This window comes from Pseudomonas sp. IzPS59 (genome assembly GCF_014863505.1).
Taxonomy (GTDB): Bacteria; Pseudomonadota; Gammaproteobacteria; order Pseudomonadales; family Pseudomonadaceae; genus Aquipseudomonas; species Aquipseudomonas kribbensis.
The window spans coordinates 3,447,513-3,467,971 of record NZ_CP062251.1 but is presented as its reverse complement, the minus strand read 5'-3'; the positions used below and the strand labels follow the sequence as shown (position 1 = coordinate 3,467,971).

The window sequence follows — 20,459 nt, the reverse complement described above, 5'->3', positions numbered from 1 at the left end:
GGTAGAATCGCGGCGTTTTTATTCAGGATCAGGATCAGGGATATGTCGTACCGCGTCGTCAGCATGGTGTTGCTGTTTTTGAGCTTTGGCGCGGCGGCGCAAAGTCCTGCGATCTCGCCTGCCATTTCTTACACCCGCGACATCCAGCCGATCTTCACCGAGAAGTGCGTGGCCTGCCATGCGTGCTACGACTCTGCCTGCCAATTGAACCTGGGCAGCGGTGAAGGCGCGGCCCGTGGCGCGAGCAAGATGCCGGTTTACGACGGCGAGCGTACGCAAGCGGCGCCGACCACGCGGCTGTTCTACGACGCTTTTGGCAAACGTGCCTGGCAGCAGAAAGACTTCTATTCGGTGCTCGACGCCCAGGGCAGTCAGGCCGCACTGATGGCGCGCATGCTGGAGCTGGGGCACAAAACGCCGCTGACACCCAACGCCAAACTGCCGGAAGACATCGTCCTCGGCCTGCAACGGGAAAACATGTGTGCGATGCCCGCCGAGTTCGACGGCTATGCCGGCGCTCACCCGAAAGAGGGCATGCCGCTGGCGGTGACCGGCCTGACCGATCAGCAATACCAGACATTGCAGCGCTGGCTGGCGTCCGGCGCGCCGATCGATGAGCAAGGCCTGGCGCCGAGTGCCAAGGAAGCGCTGCAGATCGTGCAGTGGGAAAACCTGCTCAACCAGCCGGGTGCGCGGGAAAGCCTGGTCGGGCGCTGGCTGTTCGAGCACTGGTTCCTGGCGCACATCTACTTCAAGGACGGCGAATCGGGGCATTTCTTCCAGTGGGTGCGTTCGCGCACGCCGACCGGTCAGCCGATCGATCTGATCGCCACCCGCCGTCCCAATGACGACCCGGGCACCCAGGTGTATTACCGCCTGTGGCCGGTGCAGGGTGTGATCGTGCACAAGACCCACATCACTTATCCGCTGAGCGCGGCGAAGATGGCGCGGGTCAAGAGCCTGTTCTACAACGGCAACTGGCAGGTGCATGCGCTGCCGGGCTACGGGCCGCAGAGCCGGGCCAATCCGTTCGCCACCTTCGAGGCGATTCCGGCGCAGGCGCGGTATCAGTTCATGCTCGATAACGCCGAATACTTCGTGCGTACCTTCATTCGCGGCCCGGTGTGCCGTGGGCAGATCGCGACCGACGTGATCCGTGACAACTTCTGGGCGCTGTTCCAGGCGCCTGAACATGACCTGTACATCACCGACCCGAACTATCGCGGCCAGGCCACGCCGTTGCTGGCCATGCCGGGGCAGAACGACGATGTCGGCAGCGTCCTGAGCCTGTGGCACGACTACCGCAACAAGCGCAACAAGTACGAAGCCTTGCGCCGTGACAGCTACGCCGACCAACCGGCGCCGAGCTGGTCGACCCTGTGGGCGGGTAACGACAATGCGCTGCTGAGCATCTTCCGCCACTTCGACAGCGCCTCGGTGACCAAAGGCCTGATCGGTGAAGTGCCGCAGACCATGTGGCTGTTCGACTATCCGTTGCTCGAACGCACCTATTACCAGTTGGCGGTCAATTTCGACGTGTTCGGCAACGTCTCCCATCAAGCGCAGACCCGGCTGTACTTCGACTTGATCCGCAATGGCGCCGAACAGAACTTCCTGCGCCTGATGCCGGCCGATTCCCGCGAGGATTACCTCGACGATTGGTATCAGAGCAGCGGCCAGTTCAAGATGTGGCTGGATTACGAGTCCATCGATGACGACAAGCCGACCGCGCTGAAACTCGACGAAAAGGACCCGAAACACGACTTCGCCATGCAGTTGCTCGCTCGCTACGGCGACCTCAACGCGCGGCCCGATCCGATCAACCGCTGCGTGGACGCCTATTGCTCGCGGCCGAACATCGACCCGGCGCTGCAAAACGCCGAACAGGCCCTGAGCCGCCTGACGGCGCGTCCTGCAGCCGGTCTGAAGGTGATCGACCAATTGCCGGAAGCGACCATGCTGCGCATCGAAACCCGCAGCGGCAAACGTGAGGTCTACAGCCTGCTGCGCAACCGCGCCCATAGCAACGTGGCGTTCCTGCTGGGTGAGTCGCTGCGTTATCAGCCGGGGCTCGACACCCTGACCATTTATCCGGGCGTGCTCAGCAGCTACCCGAATTTCATGTTCAACATCCCGGCGGATCAGGTGCCGGCGTTTGTCGATGCCATGGAAAGCGCCAAGGATGCGCCGCAGTTCGAGAAGATCGTCGAACGCTGGGGCATCCGCCGAAGTCATCCGCAGTTCTGGTTCTATTTCCATGACCTGAGCCAGTACATCCATGAGACCGACCCGGTGGAAGAGGGCGTGCTGGACATGAACCGGTACGAGAATCTTTGATCGTTTGAACGATGGCCGCTGTCCCAATCCTGTGGAGTACGGGATCGGGAGCGCCATCGATGTTGATTTCAGTGCAGGCCCTGCGAGCGCTCGCCGCGTGGGCGGTGGTCTGCCATCACTTCATGCAGATTTTCTTCGACTTCGAGGCACGCGGGCCGATAGGGCAGTTGTTCATCGACAAGGGCGCGGTGGGCGTCGATATCTTTTTCGTGATCAGCGGGCTGGTGATTTTCCTCTCCACCGAAGGCAAGACGCTGCCGCCGGCGCGGTTTCTGCTGTATCGACTATTCCGTATTGTCCCGGCGTATTGGCTGTACACCGTGCTGATGGCGTTGCTGGTGGTGTTTGCCCGGCCGTTGTTGCCGGATCAAACGGTGGACTGGCGTCATTTGCTGCTGTCGTTGCTGTTCATCCCGACCGAAAACCCCGGTGGCTACGGGATCTATCCGACCCTGAATGTCGGCTGGACGCTGAATTACGAAATGCTGTTCTACGTGTTGTTCGCCTGGGCGCTGCTGTTTCGGCTGCAAGTGCGCTTGCTGGTGGTCGCGGCGCTGTTGTTTGCGGTGTGTCAGGCCTGGACCGGGTTTGGCTGGGTCAGCGAGTTTTATCGCTCGGACATCGTTTACGAATTCCTGCTGGGGATCGGCATCGGCATGCTCTATCGTCGCGGCTGGATTGGACAGGGCTTGTGGATGCCGCTGATGGGGATCGGCGCGGCGTTACTGGCGATCTATTATCTTTCGCCATCGCCCCGGCTTCTGAACTGGGGGATGCCGAGCGCGGTGCTGGTCATGGCCTGTATGGCGCTGGAGCGGCATGTTGAACGCAACCGTGTGCTCAAGCTGCTGGGCGACTGTTCCTACTCGGTTTATCTGATGCATGTTCTGGTGTTGTCGGCTGGCGGATTTGTGGCCCATCGCTTCGGGATCAACCCCTATTTGATGTTCATCCTGTGTGCCGTGGCGATTGGCGTGGGCTCCTGGCTGAGTTATCACTGGGTGGAAAAGCGCAGTTATCAATGGCTTAGAGCGCGAATCGACGGCAAACCTGCGGATTAGGCGATTGCGAACTATTCCTACGTAAATACTAGGACTTTGTGCCGCGCGCCGATTGGCGTAAACTCCGCCCAAGCCTGCGAGGAGTTTCCATGACCGCTATTACCATTACCGACGCCGCCCATGATTACCTGGCCGATCTGCTGTCCAAGCAGAACACCCCGGGTATCGGCATCCGCGTCTTCATCACCCAGCCTGGCACCCAGTACGCCGAAACCTGCATTGCCTACTGCAAGCCGGGCGAAGAGAAACCTGAAGATACCGCGCTGGGGCTGAAAAGCTTCACTGCCTATATCGACTCGTTCAGCGAAGCGTTTCTCGACGATGCTGTCGTCGACTACGCCACCGACCGCATGGGCGGCCAGCTGACCATCAAGGCACCAAACGCCAAGGTTCCGATGGTCAACGCCGACAGCCCGATCAACGAGCGCATCAACTATTACCTGCAAACCGAAATCAACCCGGGGCTGGCCAGCCACGGCGGTCAGGTCAGCCTGATCGATGTGGTTGAAGACGGCATTGCCGTGCTGCAGTTCGGTGGCGGTTGCCAGGGCTGCGGCCAGGCGGACGTGACCCTGAAGGAAGGCATCGAGCGCACCTTGCTCGAACGCATTCCGGAGCTCAAGGGCGTTCGCGACGTGACCGACCACACGCAGAAAGAAAACGCCTACTACTAAGGCGTTCGCTGCGGCATGAAAAACGGCGCCCCGTGAGCGCCGTTTTTTTATGGTCGATACAAATGCGCATGTCCCGCGCGATACAGCGACGATTCACTGAAATGATCGCTGCCCAACACCCGCCCGACCAGAATCAACGCTGTACGCCGAAACCCCTTGGCGATCACCTTCGCGGCAATATCCTCCAGCGTCCCCGTCACCCAGTCCTGATCCGGCCACGTCGCCCGGTGGATCACTGCGATCGGGCAGTCCGCGCCATAGTGCGGCAGCAACTCGGCGAGGATCTTCTCCAGATGATTGACCCCCAGATGAATCGCCATGGTCGCCCCGTGCTGCGCCAGGTTGCCCAGTTCTTCCCCGACAGGCATCGCCGTCTTGTCTGCGTAACGGGTCAGGATCACGCTTTGCGAGATGTCCGGCAACGTGAGTTCGACGCCCAGTAGCGCCGCGCAGGCGGCGGTCGCAGTGACGCCGGGGATGATTTCGAACGGGATTTGCAGCTCGCGCAGATAGCGAATCTGCTCGCCGATGGCGCCATACAGGCCCGGATCGCCCGAATGCACCCGCGCCACATCCTGGCCCTTGGCGTGGGCGGTCTTGATCAGGTCGATGATCTGTTCCAGATGCAATTCGGCGCTGTTGACCACGGTATCTGCCGAATGACCTTCCAGTACCGCCGCCGGCACCAGCGAACCTGCATAAATGATCACCGGGCAGCTGCGGATCAGTCGCTGGCCTTTGACAGTGATCAATTCCGGGTCGCCGGGGCCGGCGCCGATGAAGTAAACGGTCATCGTTGGATCCTGTGAAAGTAGGGCGGAACGAGGCTTCAAGAACACTTCAGATGAAGAATGCTCATGATCGAAAGCGGGGATTATCGGGAATTTACGCCGCGCCGGCCAATGCCAGTGTTGCCTGGGCGTACTTTTGCCGGGAAATCAGCAGTTTTGCCGGGGCCTGGATCAGTTGTTCGGCGAGCGCCAAAGCAGCGCTTTCCGCCACGCCGTAGCAACCGGTGCGCTCGAAGGCGATTTGTGAATGGTGACTCAGTCGTTGCTGATAACTGGCCAGTTCTTCGCTGCTGAAATACAGCAACGGCAGCGCCAGTTGTGCCGCCAGTTCCTGCAGGCCGGGTTCGTCGCGTTTCAGGTCGATACTGGCCAAGGCCTTGACCGCTTCGAGTTCGATGCGATGGGCCTGCAAGGCCTGGTCGAGCAAGGCGCGCAGCGTACTGGCCGGGCAGCCGCGCTGGCAGCCCAGGCCGACCACGAAGGTCGGCGCTGCGCTGTCATCGGTCATGCGTGGTATTGACCATCGCTTTTGCGGCGGAACAACCAGGCGCTGATCAGGCCCAGGGCCAGCCAGAACGCCACGTTGGTCAGCTGCGAAGCGATTTTGAACTGGGCTTCCAGTGCTTCCGGGGCGAGCATCGAGTGCACTTCCGGTTGCGGTGCGCCGATTACATGCGGCACAGCGAGGATCGCCACGCCGAGGATCTTCAGCAGCCAGTTGCCGCCGAATGCGATCAGCGCCAGGCCGACAGCGGTCGAAGCAGCAGTGCCGATCCACCACATCTGGCGCGAAGCCAGGTCAGCGGCGGCGGTGCCCGGCAACTCAGGTGGCAGGCCCATTGTCGGCGCGAGCACGAACGTCGCGTAACCCGCCAGACCCCAGAGCAGACCTTGCGAGGTTTTGGTCGGCGCACGCAGGGTGTACAGGCCCGCCAGCATCAGGGCGAGACCTACGGCTACGACCAGGTTGCCGCCGGTGGTGGAAACCACACGCTGCCAGCCGTTTTCCGGCTCCCAGGCTTCGGCATCGTGGGTGTGGGCAGCGGTGCCGGCGGCGTGTTCGTGAACTTCGGCCACCGGCTCGGCCTTCTCGTAGGTTTCGGCCTGAAGAATCAGCGGCGAAACCCAGAAGCTTTGCAGCAAGGTCAGCAGCAGGGCGGCCAGAAGGCCGGTGAAACCTGCGGTCTGCGCAATACGCTTGATCATGTCGTCAGGTCTCAGTGGCACGGGAACGCGGCGCTGTGGCGGGTATCGTGCGCGGCGTTGTGCACCGCTTCGATGTGCGAGAAACCGGCGAAGTAGACCAGGCTTGCGCCCAGGATCGACGCGAAGATCGCAGCGGTCAGGCGTTGGCTCAGGGTGGTGGTGCTGGAGATTTTGTCCGTGTTGCTGCCGGTGCTGCTGATGATCGACATGGCGCTTCCCTCTGGAGTGTCAGCGGGTGAATGGAGCGCATGAAAACCCCTGCGAGTCGGGCACGCAGAGGTTCGAACAGCGCCCGCCCACCGCGGGTTTGTTATGTTCAGTGACGCAAGATGCGCACTGTGCGTTGCAGGCCGGTCTCCGGGCTCACGAGGGGTTGGCGCCAGGCCGACCTGCAAGCGTCACCTTCCCATGCCCGTGGGCACAGTGGATCTGACGCTCTCTCGCTTACCGTTGCGGGGGCAGCACCGGACTGACATGGCTTTAGAGTAAAGCACATGATTCACCGGTTTCCCGTTTCACCCTGTGAAGGGCACCCGTAACAAGTTGTGTAGGAGACCATGGGCTGGGGTTTTTAGTCAATTGAATGGGGTGAGGTGTGTTTGGATAGGGGGGGCATATCCGTTGCTTCGGGAGCTGCCGCTGGCGGTTTCGCTCTTACAGCGAGTCACTTTTTCCAAACGCCGAAAAAGTAACCAAAAAGGCTTCCCCCGGCGTACGGCACTTCGCTTAGGCTCAGTGTTCCCTCGCTACGGTGTCCATCAGGGGGCATCGCCTACGGTTTGCTTCGCTGCACCTCCTCTCGATGTATGCGGCTTCGCCGCACGGCGCTGCGCGCCTACCCCCTGATGAACACCTCCGCTCGGCCTGCCGAAGGGGCAAAAAATCAAAAGCCAAAGCCAAAGCCAAAGCCAAAGCCAAAGCCAAAGCCAAAGCCAAAGCCAAAGCCAAAGCCAGATCAAGAGCCCCTCACCACTAACCACGATGAGCGTTAGCTCAAGTACCGCTTTTGATCGCAAGGTCCGTCGGTAGGCTGAGTGGAGGGATTGATCCGGGGGTGGGAGCGCAGCGACCGTTTGGCGAAGCCAAACACATCGAGAGGAGGTGCAGCGAAGCAAACCGTAGGCGATGCGCCCGGATCGATCCCGGAGCGAAGGAACCCGAGCCACAGCGAGGGCCGTACGTCAGGGCGCAGACCTTTTGGTTACTTTTGGGGCGTTTGCCAAAAGTGACCCGCCGTAAGGGCGGAACCCTAAGTGGCCACAACCGCAGCAACGGATATGCCCACAAAACCAACCTCCCATTGACCCATCACGAACCCATGCGTAGCCTTGCGCTTTCGAGGTTCTTCGGCCCACGCCGAAGCTAAGAAGGGAACGCGGTCCAAGCCGCGGCTGCCCCCGCAACTGTGAACGGTGCTGTTCGCTGCCACGCCACTGCCAGCTCAATCCAGAGCCAGCGGGAAGGCGCAGCGAATACCGGGCCAAGGCCCGAACACCGTCAGCCAGGAGACCTGCCTCGTCACAGATTCTCACTTTCAACCGGGCGGGGTGATCCGGTGGCGAACTCTCCAGGCACGCACCCGCGTTGCCGGTCTCGTCCCGTATGCCCGCCACCTTGCCAAAGGGCATCCGATGAAAACACTGGCCAAACTCCCCGTCACCATCGTCACCGGTTTCCTCGGCTCGGGCAAAACCACCTTGCTGCGGCACATGCTCGACAACGCTCAGGGCCGCCGCATCGCGGTGATCGTCAACGAATTTGGCGAACTGGGCATCGACGGTGAAATCCTCAAGCAGTGCACCATCGGCTGCACCGAAGAGGAAGCCACCGGTCGCGTCTACGAACTGGCCAACGGCTGCCTGTGCTGCACCGTTCAGGAAGAGTTCTTCCCGGTGATGCGCGAACTGGTGGCCCGTCGCGGCGACCTCGACCACATCCTGATCGAAACCTCGGGCCTGGCCCTGCCAAAACCGCTGGTGCAAGCCTTCCAGTGGCCGGAAATCCGCAGCGCCTGCACCGTTGACGCAGTGATCACCGTGGTCGACAGCCCGGCCGTGGCCGCCGGCACCTTCGCCGCGTTCCCGGATCAGGTCGATGCCCAGCGCAAACTCGACCCGAACCTGGACCACGAATCACCGCTGCACGAACTGTTCGCCGACCAACTGGCCAGTGCCGACCTGGTGATTCTCAACAAGGCCGACCAGACCAGCCCTGAAGACCTCGCGCGCGTACGCCTGGAAGTCGCGGAAGAACTGCCGCCAGCCGTAAAAATCATCGAAGCCAGCAACGGTCGTCTGCCGCTGGACGTGCTGATCGGCCTCGGCGCGGGTTCCGAAGAACACATCGACAGCCGCCACAGCCATCACGATCACCACCACGGTGAAGGCGATGACGACCATGACGACCACGATCACGACGCCTTCGACTCGATCTCCATCGAACTGCCGCAAGCCGACGAAAGCCTGCTGCTCGATGCGCTGACGCAACTGGTGGTCCAGCACGGCATCCTGCGGGTCAAAGGCTTCGCGGCGATCCCGAACAAGCCGATGCGTCTGCTGATCCAGGGCGTGGGCACGCGTTTCGACAAGCACTTCGACCGTCAGTGGGGCGCCGACGAAGCGCGTATCACTCGTCTGGTGTTGATCGGTCAGGAACTGGACGCTGCCCAGCTCGAAGCGCAACTGCGCGCCGCGCTCAGCGTTTAAGCCATGCACCTGCTCAGGACCCAGCCCGGCGGTTTCGTGTCGGATGACAACATTGCCGACCTTGGACAAACCCCCGCCGAGCTGGTGATCCTGTGCAGCGGCGATTCCAGCCTCGCGCTGCTCGCCGAAGCGGCGCAGCAACTGCCCGAGGATTACCCAAGTGTGCGGCTGGCCAACCCGATGCAGGTGCAGAACCATGCGTCGGTCGACCTGTACGTCGATGAAGTGTTGCGCCACGCCAAGGTCATTCTGATTTCGCTGCACGGCGGCATCGCTTATTGGCGTTATGGCGTCGAACGGCTGGTCGAATTGTCCGAGCGTGGCGTGCAGGTGATTCTGGTGCCGGGCGATGATCGGCCCGACCCGGAGCTCAGCGACTTGAGCACCGTGGGCGCCGAGGATCGCGACCGGCTCTGGCAGTTTCTGCGTCAGGGCGGCATGGGCAATGCGCTGGATTTCTTCCGCTGTCTGGCCAACCGCTGGCTGGCGCGGGATTACGTGTGGGGCGAGCCGCAAACGCTGCCGCGCACGGCGATTTACCACCCGAACATAAACACCGCCGCACTGGCAGACTGGCAAGCCGATTGGCTACCCGGTCAACCGGTCGCGGCGGTGTTGTTTTATCGCTCGCATTTGCAAGCGGCGAATACGGCGTTTATCGACGTGTTCTGCCAACGGTTGCAGGCTGCCGGACTCAATCCGCTGCCGGTGGCCGTGGCCAGTCTGAAAGAGCCCGGCTGCCTTTCGGTGGTCGAGGACTGGCTGGATGAAGTCGAAGCCTCGGTGATCCTGAACACCACCGGATTTGCTCAATCCAGCCCGGAAGCGCCGCATCTGCGGCCATTCCGTCGCAACATTCCGGTGATCCAGGCGATCTGCGCCCAGGACAACGAGCCCGGTTGGCGCGACAGCGAGCAGGGCCTCGGTCCGCGGGATCTGGCGATGCACATTGCCTTGCCGGAGCTGGACGGGCGGATCATCAGTCGGCCGATCAGCTTCAAGGATCTGGCGTGGCACAGCGAGCGCAGTCAGTCCGACGTGGTGTGTTATCGGGCGCAGCCGGAGCGCATGGATTTTGTGGCTGAACTGGCGCGACGCTGGGTCGATCTGGCGCGGGTGCCGAACGCTGAAAAACGTATCGCGCTGATCCTCGCCAACTACCCGACCCGGGACGGACGCATCGGCAACGGCGTCGGCCTCGACACGCCAGCCGCCGCGCTGAACATCCTGCGGGCATTTCAGGCTGAAGGTTATCCATTGCCGGCCGAACTGCCGGATAGCGGCACCGAGCTGATCCGGCAACTGCTCGGTGGCGTCAGCAACGACCTCGACACCCTCGATCAGCGACCATGCCAGCAGAGCCTGGCGATGAACGATTACCTGACGATGTTCAACGCACTGCCCGAAGCCAATCGCACGGCGGTGCTGGAGCGTTGGGGTTCGCCGCACAACGATCCGATGTGCCGTGGCGGGCGGATGATGATCGCCGGCCTGCGTTTCGGCCTGACCTTCGTCGGCATTCAACCGGCACGGGGTTATCAGGTTGACCCGAGCGCGGTGTATCACGACCCGGATCTGGTGCCGCCGCACGCGTATCTCGCGTTTTATTTCTGGCTGCGCCAGACCTACGGCGCCCACGGCGTGATCCACGTCGGCAAGCACGGCAACCTCGAATGGCTGCCGGGCAAAGGCGTGGGCCTGTCGGAGAATTGCTGGCCGGATGCGTTGCTCGGGCCGCTGCCGAACATCTATCCGTTTATCGTCAACGATCCGGGCGAGGGCGCCCAGGCCAAGCGTCGCACCCAGGCTGTGATCATCGACCACTTGATGCCGCCGCTGACCCGCGCCGAAACCTATGGCCCGCTGCGCAATCTGGAATTGCTCGCCGACGAATATTACGAAGCACAGTTGCTCGATCCGCGCCGCGCCCGTGAATTGCAGCGGGACATTCTGCAACTGGTGCGTGACACGCAGATCGATCGCGAACTGCAACTCGACGAAGCTCTCGACAGCGATGCCGACGCGGCGATCTGGTTGCCGCGTCTGGATACCTATCTGTGTGATCTGAAGGAATCGCAGATTCGCGATGGCTTGCACATTTTTGGCGAGTCACCGAGCGGACGGCTGCGCATCGACACCTTGCTGGCGCTTCTGCGGATTCCCCGTGGCGATGGCAAGGGTGCGCAATCGAGCCTGTTGCGGGCGTTGGCCAAGGCGTTCCAGTTGGGGTTCGATCCGCTGGATTGCGCGTTGGCCGAGCTCTGGACTGGCCCGCGTCCGATGGAGCTGCTGTCGGTCAGCGATGAAGTCTGGCGCACTGCAGGAGACACTCGCGAGCGTCTGGAGTTGTTCGCGGCGCAATTGATCGAGCAGTCGCTGGCGGGGGATGTGGCACAACTGGACGCTTCGGGCTGGAAAGATGTGCAGACGATCATCCAAGCGCTGCGCGAAGTGATCGCCCCACGCCTCGACGCCTGCGGCCCGGCCGAAATGCACGGCTTGCTCGACGCCCTCAGCGGCCGATTCGTCCCGGCCGGCCCAAGCGGCGCGCCAAGTCGCGGCCGCCTCGACGTGCTACCCACCGGGCGCAATTTCTATTCGGTGGACGTGCGCAACCTGCCGACCACCACCGCCTGGCGAATCGGTTTCCAGTCCGCCACGCTGATTCTGGAGCGACACCTCCAGGATCACGGCGATCACTTGCGTCAGCTCGGTTTGTCGGTCTGGGGCACGGCGACCATGCGCACTGGCGGTGACGACATCGCTCAGGCCATGGCGCTGATGGGTGTGCGTCCGGTATGGGCGACGGGCAGTCAGCGGGTCGACGATTTCGAGATTCTGCCGCTGAGCCTGCTCGACCGGCCTCGGGTGGATGTTACGCTGCGAGTCTCCGGATTTTTCCGTGATGCGTTCGCCAACCTGATCCGCCTGTTCGACGCCGCCGTACAAGCCGTGGCCGAACTGGACGAGCCGGACGATCTCAATCCACTGGCCGCCAAAGTACGCGCCGAACGCGAAGCGCTGCGGCAATCGGGTCTGGATGAAGATGCGGCGCGACGTCAGGCCGGGTGGCGGATCTTCGGTGCCAAACCCGGCGCTTATGGCGCGGGCGTGCAGGGCGCCATTGACGGTCGCCTGTGGCAAACCCGCGAGGATCTGGCCGAGGTCTACCTGAACTGGGGTGCCTACGCCTACGGTGGTTCCGACGAAGGCACCGCTGCCCGCGAGCAGTTCGTCCAGCGCCTGAGCCAGGTGCAGGCCGTGCTGCAAAACCAGGACAACCGCGAGCATGACCTGCTCGACTCGAACGACTATTACCAGTTCCAGGGCGGCATGCTCGCCGCCGTGGAAAGCCTGCGTGGCGAGGCGGCGGCCAGTTATCACGGCGATCACAGTCAGCCTGATTTGCCGAAGATCCGCACCCTGAAAGAAGAGCTGAACCGGGTGATCCGTTCCCGGGCGGCGAATCCGAAATGGATCGACGGCGTCAAACGTCACGGCTATAAAGGCGCGTTCGAACTGGCGGCCACCATCGACAACCTGTTTGCCTTCGACGCCACCACGCAGTTGATCGATGATCACCAGTACGCCTTGCTGGCCGATGCGTATTTGCTGGACCCGGCGACCCGCGAGTTCGTGCGCGAGCATAATCCCCACGCGCTGCGCGACATGACTGAGCGCATGCTCGAAGCGCAGCAGCGCGGGATGTGGCAGGAGCCGGGTGCTTATAAAGAAGCACTCGAGAATCTGCTGCTGGATATAGAAGAAGAGAGCTGAACATGACCGACATCCCACATTTCCCGCTCTCCGCCGTGGTCGGCGCCGATGATCTGAAACTGGCGCTGTATCTGACCGCTATCGACCCGAAGATCGGCGGTGTACTGATCGAAGGTCCGCGCGGCATGGCCAAATCGACCCTGGCCCGGGGGCTGGCGGATCTGCTGGCCAGCGGTCAGTTCGTCACCTTGCCATTGGGCGCCACCGAAGAGCGGCTGGTCGGTACGCTGGATCTGGATGCGGCATTGAGCGACGGCCGCGCGCAGTTCTCCCCGGGCGTACTGGCCAAGGCTGACGGCGGTGTGTTGTATGTCGATGAAGTGAATCTGCTGCCGGATCATCTGGTGGATCTGCTGCTTGATGTGGCCGCCAGCGGCACCAACCTGATCGAGCGTGACGGCATTTCCCATCGGCATTCGGCGAAGTTCGTGCTGATCGGCACGATGAACCCGGAAGAGGGCGAGTTGCGTCCGCAATTGCTCGATCGCTTTGGCCTGAACGTTGCCTTGAGTGGTCACACGGCGCCGGTCGAGCGCGGGCAGATCATTCGCCGGAGACTGGACTTTGACAGCGACCCGCAGGCCTTCTGCGGGCATTGGGAAGCCGAGCAACAAGCCCTGCGCGAGCGTTGTGAAAATGCCCGCAATACCTTGGCGAACATTCCTCTCGACGATGAAGCACTGGCGCAGATTACCGAGCGTTGTTTTGCGGCCGGTGTTGATGGCCTGCGTGCCGATCTGGTCTGGCTGCGTGCTGCGCGGGCTCATGCGGCTTGGCGTGGCGCTCAAGCCATTGTCGAGCAGGACATCGATGCCGTGGCTGAATTTGCACTGCGTCATCGTCGCCGCGAACAGTCCTCATCCCATGCGCAGCCTCCCGCGCAATCGCCGTCAGGCTCCCAGGCCGAACCGAGTGAAGGGCAGGGGCAATGGGGTGAAATGCCGGCACCGGCCCTCGCCACCGGCGCGCGCCGCGAAGTGCCGGTCTGGCCAAAAAAGCCTTAGGCATTCGCCCCCGATCCGACGCGGGGGCGAATGCCAGACCCCGCGCCGGACGCCTGGACAATGGCCGACAAGGCAAACGTCACGCGGCACGCAGCGGTTCGGTGAACTGGCCGGGAACATTGCTCAATGGCCGCCCGAAAGTACGCGCGGACTTGCTGTTTCAACTGCGTACTCGCACACCCCATGAACTGTGGCTGGTGATTGTCGATGCCTCGGCCTCGACCCGTCGTCATCAAGCATTGAGCGATGCCAAGGGCGTGCTCGCGCAATTGTTCGATGACGCTTATCGGCAACGGGCGCGACTCGCCTTGCTGACTGCCAGTGGCTCCTCGCCGAAATGGCAGGTACAAGGTTTGAAAGCTTCCAGTGGACTGCGTGTGTGGCTCGATGAGTTGGGCGCGGGCGGCGGCACGCCCTTGCTGGCGGCGCTGAACGAGGCAGAACACTGGCTGACAGTGCGTCGCAAGCGATTCCCGGCCGAACAACAGCGCCTGCTGGTACTCACCGATGGGCGCTTGAAAGAATGCTCAGGGTTGCCGGCACTGGCCTGTCCGGGCCTGTTGATCGATATCGAGCGCGGGCCGATCCGGTTGGGCCGCGCCAGACAGTTGGCGACCGCACTGGACGCGGATTACCGGCATATCGACGACCTGCGGTCTGTCTGAGGTCTATGCTGCATCCAGCCCACATCACAAGGAGTGAATCATGCGCGTACTGGTTGCCAATCCTCAGGACGATTTTCGCGTAAAGGCTTACGCCGGCACCAACGGCGTGCTGCTGGCCATGGACCTCGCCGAACCCCGCCGCAAAGGCCTGCTGGGGTTTGCCATCGAGAAGCAGCAGGGCGACAAGCCGTGGCAGTTCCTGTTCAACAGCCTGACCTTTCCCGGCAAGGCTCACACGTTCCCGCAGTTTCACGCCACGCCCAGCGATATCGCGCCGCTGCAGAAGTTTCGCTGGGCCGATTACGCCGTCTATCCCGGGACGACCATGCATTACCGCGTACATCTGGCTTATGGCACGGCCGATGCGCCGGTACTCGGGGAGTCGCTGGAGTTGAGCATCACTTCAGACGATGGTCACCCGGCCAATCAAAGCGTGATCTTCAACCGCGCCGTGGCCGCCAGTCAGGCGTTCCAGCGCAAGTTTCCGGATCTCGACGCGCAGATCAGCGCCAACAAGAACATGCCTATCGAGGCCTGGCCCGATGCGGCACGGCAATGGCTGGAGAACGGCCTGCTCGGACGCCTGCAGGGTTTCATCGAACGCGCGCCCGATGGCGAGTGGGCGTTGGACATCGCGATCTACGAGTATCAGTTGCAAGCCATCATCGACAAGGTGAACGCTGCATTCGATCGCGGTGTGCAGGTACGGGTGCTGTATCACGCCAAGCCCGGTGACGAAGACACCACGATGAACGAGGCCAGCCTCGCCAAATTGCCGGAAGCCAACAAGCGCGGGCGGGTGACCCACGATATTTTCCATGACAAGTTCATCGTCCTCAGTCGCATCGCTGGCGGCGAGCGGCAGCCCCAGGCCGTGCTGTGCGGCAGTACCAATTTCACCGCCAACGGTGTGTATCGCCAGGCTAACGTCGTGCATGTGCTGGATGACACGGCCGTCGCGGCCAGCTATCTGCAGACGTTCGAGCAGGTCTGGGCGACGCCGGCAGACGTCGGCGCCACCCGAGACTGGATCACCCAGCACAACCCGATGAACCCGGCGCAACCGCTGTTTGCCGGGTTCTCGCCGCGCAGTGGTGGTGCCGATCTGCGCGAGTTCGTCGACATCATCAATGCGGCGAAGAAGGATGTGCTGTTCGTCACCGCGTTCACCTTGCCCGATGCCATTCTCAACGCGCTGCTCGGTCAGCCCCACGACGACATCCTGCGTTACGGCCTGCAGAACACCGCCAGTCGCATCACCGGATTCCACGCCGACCGCACGGCCGAGTTCGCCGCCACCGCGCTGCTCAACACCGGGCTGGAGGGCTGGCTGAAAGAGAACATGAAAGGCCAGAAGGGCAACCTGCTGGTGCACACCAAAGCCATCGTCACCGACTTCACCAGTGACAGCCCGACCATCATCAGCGGTAGCCACAACCTCAGCGCAGCGGCCAGCAACGGCAACGACGAGAATTTCCTGATCATTCGCGGCGACACCGAACTGGCGGACCGTTATGGCCTGGAACTGCTGCGATTCTACGAGCATTACCGCTTCCGCTATTTCGCGAAGAAACTGGCGCTGAAGCAGGTGCAGCCGCTGGCGGCGGATGATAGCTGGACCAACGACTATTACGTCGAAGGGGATTTGCGCCAGCTGTCTCGTCTGCGGTTTGCCGGGCGCTAGGGTTTAAGTATCCATCGCCTGACGGTACTGCCGGGTACGGCGACTGAGGTACAAGCGGTCGCGGATCAGCGCCCAGAGTGCCGACACTTCGGGATGTGGCTTGCGGCCCCGGCTCAGGCGCGCCATCTGGAAACGCACCACGGCCATGTTTGCCAGCGCGGCCAGCGGTTTGCGTTTCCAGCGGATCGGCGGCAGTTGCGGCTCGCTGTGCCGGCCTTCGCGCCAGTGTCTGACAAGGCTCGGTTCGATGGCCAGCGCGGTGGCGATACCGGCCATGTCGATGCCGCTGTCGAGTACCTGTTCGACGATGGGCAGGCGCCGAATGCCACCGGTGACCATCACCGGCATGCGGGCCACGCTGGCCAGTTCGCTGGCCATTTCCAGAAAAAATGCCTCACGGGCCAGGGTGCGTCCGTCGCGGGCTTCGCCCTGCATGGCCGGGGCTTCGTAGCTGCCACCGGACAGTTCCAGCAGGTCGATTGGTTGTTCGTTGAGCCATTCAATCACCTGACGAGCGTCGTCCGTATCGAAACCGCCGCGCTGGAAGTCCGCCGAATTCAGTTTCACTGCAACGCAGAACTGTGGTGAAACAGCCTGACGCACAGCCTCGATCACCGACAGCAGCAGGCGTGCACGGTTTTCCAGCGAACCACCCCAGCGGTCGGTACGGCGGTTGGTCAGCGGCGACAGAAACTGGCTGAGCAGATAGCCGTGAGCCGCGTGGATCTGAATGCCGGTGAATCCGGCTTTTTCCGCAAGCGCTGCACTCCTGGCGAAACGTTGAATGACATCTTCGATATCGTCCTCGGTCATCGGCTTGGGCTCGGCGAACAGTTTCGAGAACGAACCCATTTCCAGCGCCACTGCTGACGGCGCCAGCGCTTGCTGGCCCATATTGGCGAAGGTCTGGCGGCCGGGATGGTTGAGCTGCACCCAGACCTGCGCGCCGCCACTGCGGGCGATTTCGGCCCATTGACGGAATCGGTCCAGATGCCGCTCGTCTTCCAGCACCACGCCGCCCGGGCCGGTCATGGCACGGCGGTCGATCATGACGTTGCCGGTCAGCAGCAACCCGGCGCCACCGTCGGCCCAGGCCTGATACAAGCGGAACAATTCGCGGGATGGTGCCTGGTCACGATCCGCGAGGTTTTCTTCCATAGCGGCTTTGGCGATACGGTTGCCGACGGTCTGACCGTTGGGCAGTTTCAGAATCTGGAAGGGCGACATTGCTTGACTCCTCATCGGTGATGGAGAGAGGCTAAGCTTAAAGTTAACTTTAATGTCAAGCAGGCAATTCGAGGCTGAAATGAAAATTGGTGAACTGGCGCAACAGAGCGGGCTGAGCGCTTCGAGCATTCGCTTCTATGAGGCTCAAGGCCTGATTCCCAAAGTGGAGCGCTTGGGTAATGGTTATCGGCGCTACCCGCCGCAAGTGCTGCAAACCCTGAACATCATCCGCAGTGCCCAGCAGGCCGGGTTTTCCCTGGAAGAACTCAAACAGTTGCTGCCAGTCGCTGGAACCGGTGAATTCAAGCATGAGGAACTGGTGGAAGGCCTGACGCGCAAGGTTGAGCAGATCGAAGTCATGCAGGAGCATCTGGCCCAAAGCAAGGCGCGGTTGCTGGAGGTGATCGACAGCATTCAATCCAAGCCTGAAGGCATGAGCTGCGGCGCGAATGCCGAACGGGTCCTGGCCTCGATCTACCCGGAATCCTGAAGTGACGGCGAAGACGTACAGATTTTGAAATGATTTCCAGCTGTAGGAAAAGTCATCAGAGCCTGTACGCTTCAAGGCCTTTTTTCATTCAGGATTTGCATGAACACCCTCTCGGAGCCTCCCAGTTCTACTCAAAGAACCACGTTCCCTTCGCGCCATGGCGCGGTCTTGACGCACTCGCAGCATCCGGTTTTCCGACTCCCGACTATCGTTGATGGCGCAGCCTTCGAGCTTTCGCGCCGCACTTTGTCGTGCCCGGCAGCCTGAAACCACTGAAGAGAGATAGAGACAGAATATGGAATGGTTAGCGGATCCCACGGCATGGCTGGGCTTGTTGACACTGATCGTGCTGGAACTGGTACTGGGTATCGACAACCTGGTGTTTATCGCGATCCTGGCGGACAAACTTCCACCGCATCAGCGCGACCGTGCGCGAATCATCGGTTTGAGCCTGGCGCTGATCATGCGTCTTGGCCTGCTGGCGAGTATTTCCTGGCTGGTCACCCTCACGACACCATTGTTTGAAGTGTTCGGCAAGAGTTTCTCCGGCCGCGACCTGATCATGCTGTTCGGTGGTGTGTTCCTGTTGTTCAAGGCGACCATGGAGTTGCACGAACGGCTGGAAGGCCATATCGGCGAGCGTTCGACCAACACGGCTTATGCGTTGTTCTGGCCGATCGTGGCGCAGATTGTCGTACTCGATGCGGTGTTCTCCCTTGATGCGGTGATTACTGCCGTGGGCATGGTCGATGAACTGGCGGTGATGATGATCGCGGTTGTCGTGTCCATCGGCGTCATGATCGTAGCCAGCAAGCCGTTGACCCGTTTCGTCAACGCGCATCCGACGGTGATCATGCTGTGTCTGGGCTTCCTGATGATGATCGGTTTTGCCCTGACCGCCGAAGGCCTGGGCTTCCACATCCCGAAAGGCTATCTGTACGCGGCCATTGGTTTCTCGATCCTGATCGAAGTGTTCAACCAGATCGCCCGGGCCCGTCGCAAGCGTTCGATGCAGGGCTTGCGCCCGATGCGTGAGCGTACGGCCCACGCGGTGATGCGTTTGCTGGGCGGCCGCAAACTGGCGGTGGAAGAGGTGGGCGAAGAGATTTCCGACTTGCTCGACGATGGCGAAGCACCCAGTGCGGAGCTGTTCGACCGTCGCGAACGGGTGATGATCAGCGGCGTGCTGCAACTGGCCGAGCGTCCGATCCGCACGCTGATGACCGTGCGCGCGGATGTCGATCACATTGATCTGGCGGACGACGCAGCGGCGATTCGTACGCGACTGATGCATTCGTCCTACTCGCGCTTGCCGCTGATTCGCAACGGTGCGGTGGACGAACCGCTGGGCTTCGTGCACAAGAAGGAATTGCTGAAGGAGTATCTGGCCGGCAACGAGCCAAACCTTGAACACCTGGCGCGCAAGACGCTGAACCTGCTCGACAGCTATTCGATCCTCAACGCACTGGAGCAGATGCGTGCGGCGTCGACCCACATCGCGTTTGTTGTAAACGAATTCGGTGATTTTGTCGGCGTGCTGACCATGACCGACATTCTCGAATCGATCGCCGGCGAGTTGCCGGACGCCAGCGAAATTGCTGGCCCCGACGTGGTCGAAGAGCAGGGCGGGTTTGTGGTGAACGGTGCGTTGAATCTGACGCAGATCCGCCAGCGCACCGGTTTTGTGGCGGAGCCGACCGAGGATTATCAGACCCTCGCCGGGTTGGTCATGAGCTTGCTGGATCGCTTGCCGATGAAGGGTGATCGCCTGGAGCATTCAGGTTGGAGCATGACCGTTATGGCGGTCGAGGAGCGGCGGGTGACGCGAGTGTTGCTGGTGCCTGCAGCAGGTTGAAGAACGATGCACGGTGTGACGGGCGTTTGCCCGGCACACCGTGCTCATTGCCGGGCGCGCGTAAAGAGCGTGACTGCGCAGGTTTGAGGTTTTTTTGCTCAGAAATTGGGAGAGAGCGTATCTTCGTCCTTTTTCGCTTCAGGTTTCAGCCGGACAATCTTCATTGCGGGTAAAACATCCTCTAAGAACGGCGTCAGTTCCTTGAGGTGGCGAATATAGGAGGCGAAAAGTTCTTTGTCATCGAGCTTCAGGGATTGTTGGAACAGGCGTGACATGCCCAACACGTCCAGCAAGTCAACAAACGGCAAGAACAAGCCGTCCTGGGTAGCAATCGCAACCTTCATCGGGTGCCCGCCCGACCCCTCGGTTTCTTTGTGCAGTTGACCCAGTAGCTGAAGGTAGGCGAGCATTTCAGGGAACGTCCAGCCGACCTGTCCCCGCAATACTTTCTTTTCAACTGAAATCTCGCCGGTCTTGTCGACGGTGCTACCGAAGATATTCAAGTACGGGTGAGCCGACAGTGCCAGGGCCCGTCCTTCGCCAAAGGTTTGGATGCCCTTGGCTTGTGCCTGTGCGTCGGCGCGTTTTCCGACCACCAGAAAATGCCCCTTCTTTGATAGCGTCACGAATTTTTCGTGATCCTCGTTGCCTGGATCTACCAGAGGCATCAGATCGAAGATGAACTTGCCCGATTCCGTGGATGATTTGGTCAGGCTGGATTTGAATTCAAGCAAAAAGTAACGTTGGTTCGCCGAGGTCAGCACATCGCCGGTGGCGTTTTCTGCATTTCCGTCCAGTTTGGCAAGCAGAGGCAGGCTCGGGCGAGACTGTATGCGCTGGAGGATGCTGGTAATCGAGTTGTCGGTAGGGAGAGAGTCCAGGAATTGGTCAATACTTTTCAGCCATTGAAGGTCCCGGAACGCGAGGATCAGGGTGTCTTCCCATGGAAATCTGTTTTTCGATGTGGATCCGCTCAAGGCTCA

Annotated in this window: 16 protein-coding genes and 2 riboswitches; of the genes, 10 read left to right on the top strand and 6 right to left on the bottom strand. The window is 61.3% G+C overall.

Going from position 1 to position 20,459, the window contains the following annotated elements; translation table 11 throughout:
* Nucleotides 1-42 precede the first annotated feature (42 nt).
* The 3 genes from IF189_RS15480 to nfuA all read left to right on the top strand — a co-directional run bounded on the left by IF189_RS15480 (nt 43) and on the right by nfuA (nt 4,072).
* The gene (locus IF189_RS15480; protein WP_192551833.1) at nt 43-2,337 is read left to right on the top strand and encodes a fatty acid cis/trans isomerase; all 2,295 of its coding nucleotides are present in this window, start codon (nt 43-45) and stop codon (nt 2,335-2,337) included.
* 59 nt (nt 2,338-2,396) lie between these two features.
* On the top strand, nt 2,397-3,398 hold the full coding sequence (locus IF189_RS15475; protein ID WP_134826528.1) for an acyltransferase family protein: 1,002 nt from the start codon (nt 2,397-2,399) through the stop codon (nt 3,396-3,398).
* An 89-nt stretch (nt 3,399-3,487) separates the two neighbouring features.
* Entirely contained in the window at nt 3,488-4,072 is a 585-nt protein-coding gene (gene nfuA, locus IF189_RS15470) for a Fe-S biogenesis protein NfuA (RefSeq protein WP_007959519.1), read from the top strand.
* Nucleotides 4,073-4,119: 47 nt separating this feature from the next.
* Here the strand turns inward: nfuA and cobM are convergent, their stop codons facing one another.
* The 4 genes from cobM to IF189_RS15450 all read right to left on the bottom strand — a co-directional run bounded on the left by cobM (nt 4,120) and on the right by IF189_RS15450 (nt 6,278).
* On the bottom strand, nt 4,120-4,866 hold the full coding sequence (gene cobM, locus IF189_RS15465) for a precorrin-4 C(11)-methyltransferase (protein ID WP_192551832.1): 747 nt from the start codon (nt 4,864-4,866) through the stop codon (nt 4,120-4,122).
* 91 nt (nt 4,867-4,957) lie between these two features.
* Nucleotides 4,958-5,371 (bottom strand): cobalamin biosynthesis protein, encoded by a 414-nt coding sequence (locus IF189_RS15460; protein WP_085710087.1) that lies wholly within the window; start codon nt 5,369-5,371, stop codon nt 4,958-4,960.
* Nucleotides 5,368-6,069, bottom strand: a complete 702-nt coding sequence (locus IF189_RS15455; protein ID WP_192551831.1) for a CbtA family protein — start codon at nt 6,067-6,069, stop codon at nt 5,368-5,370. Before IF189_RS15455 ends, IF189_RS15460 begins: the two co-directional genes overlap by 4 nt.
* An 11-nt stretch (nt 6,070-6,080) precedes the next feature.
* Complete coding sequence (locus tag IF189_RS15450) at nt 6,081-6,278, bottom strand: CbtB domain-containing protein (RefSeq protein ID WP_016983301.1); 198 nt, start codon at nt 6,276-6,278, stop codon at nt 6,081-6,083.
* Between the two features lie 121 nt (nt 6,279-6,399).
* Nucleotides 6,400-6,621: riboswitch (cobalamin riboswitch) on the bottom strand.
* A 770-nt stretch (nt 6,622-7,391) separates the two neighbouring features.
* Nucleotides 7,392-7,602: riboswitch (cobalamin riboswitch) on the top strand.
* Between the two features lie 98 nt (nt 7,603-7,700).
* Between IF189_RS15450 and cobW the strand changes: the two genes are divergently transcribed.
* From cobW to IF189_RS15425, 5 genes are read left to right on the top strand one after another with little or no spacing between them, the layout of a single operon-like run.
* Nucleotides 7,701-8,774 (top strand): cobalamin biosynthesis protein CobW, encoded by a 1,074-nt coding sequence (gene cobW, locus IF189_RS15445; protein WP_085710085.1) that lies wholly within the window; start codon nt 7,701-7,703, stop codon nt 8,772-8,774.
* 3 nt (nt 8,775-8,777) lie between these two features.
* Nucleotides 8,778-12,551 (top strand): cobaltochelatase subunit CobN, encoded by a 3,774-nt coding sequence (gene cobN, locus IF189_RS15440; protein WP_134827115.1) that lies wholly within the window; start codon nt 8,778-8,780, stop codon nt 12,549-12,551.
* Between the two features lie 2 nt (nt 12,552-12,553).
* Complete coding sequence (locus IF189_RS15435; RefSeq protein ID WP_192551830.1) at nt 12,554-13,555, top strand: ATP-binding protein; 1,002 nt, start codon at nt 12,554-12,556, stop codon at nt 13,553-13,555.
* Complete coding sequence (locus IF189_RS15430; RefSeq protein WP_413038529.1) at nt 13,537-14,220, top strand: vWA domain-containing protein; 684 nt, start codon at nt 13,537-13,539, stop codon at nt 14,218-14,220. Before IF189_RS15435 ends, IF189_RS15430 begins: the two co-directional genes overlap by 19 nt.
* 40 nt (nt 14,221-14,260) lie before the next feature.
* Nucleotides 14,261-15,904, top strand: coding sequence for a phospholipase D-like domain-containing protein (locus tag IF189_RS15425; RefSeq protein ID WP_192551829.1), 1,644 nt, complete (start codon nt 14,261-14,263; stop codon nt 15,902-15,904).
* A gap of 3 nt (nt 15,905-15,907) precedes the next feature.
* On the opposite strand, the gene IF189_RS15420 is transcribed toward IF189_RS15425, so the two are convergent.
* Complete coding sequence (locus tag IF189_RS15420; RefSeq protein WP_192551828.1) at nt 15,908-17,131, bottom strand: NADH:flavin oxidoreductase/NADH oxidase family protein; 1,224 nt, start codon at nt 17,129-17,131, stop codon at nt 15,908-15,910.
* 79 nt (nt 17,132-17,210) lie between these two features.
* Between IF189_RS15420 and IF189_RS15415 the strand changes: the two genes are divergently transcribed.
* Together IF189_RS15415 and IF189_RS15410 are read left to right on the top strand one after the other, a co-directional pair.
* Complete coding sequence (locus IF189_RS15415; RefSeq protein ID WP_134827110.1) at nt 17,211-17,621, top strand: MerR family transcriptional regulator; 411 nt, start codon at nt 17,211-17,213, stop codon at nt 17,619-17,621.
* A 295-nt stretch (nt 17,622-17,916) separates the two neighbouring features.
* A complete protein-coding gene (locus IF189_RS15410; protein ID WP_192551827.1) occupies nt 17,917-19,476 on the top strand; it encodes a TerC family protein in 1,560 nt (519 codons plus the stop codon).
* A 98-nt stretch (nt 19,477-19,574) separates the two neighbouring features.
* On the opposite strand, the gene IF189_RS15405 is transcribed toward IF189_RS15410, so the two are convergent.
* On the bottom strand, nt 19,575-20,453 hold the full coding sequence (locus IF189_RS15405) for a hypothetical protein (RefSeq protein WP_192551826.1): 879 nt from the start codon (nt 20,451-20,453) through the stop codon (nt 19,575-19,577).
* Between the last annotated feature and the right edge of the window lie 6 nt (nt 20,454-20,459).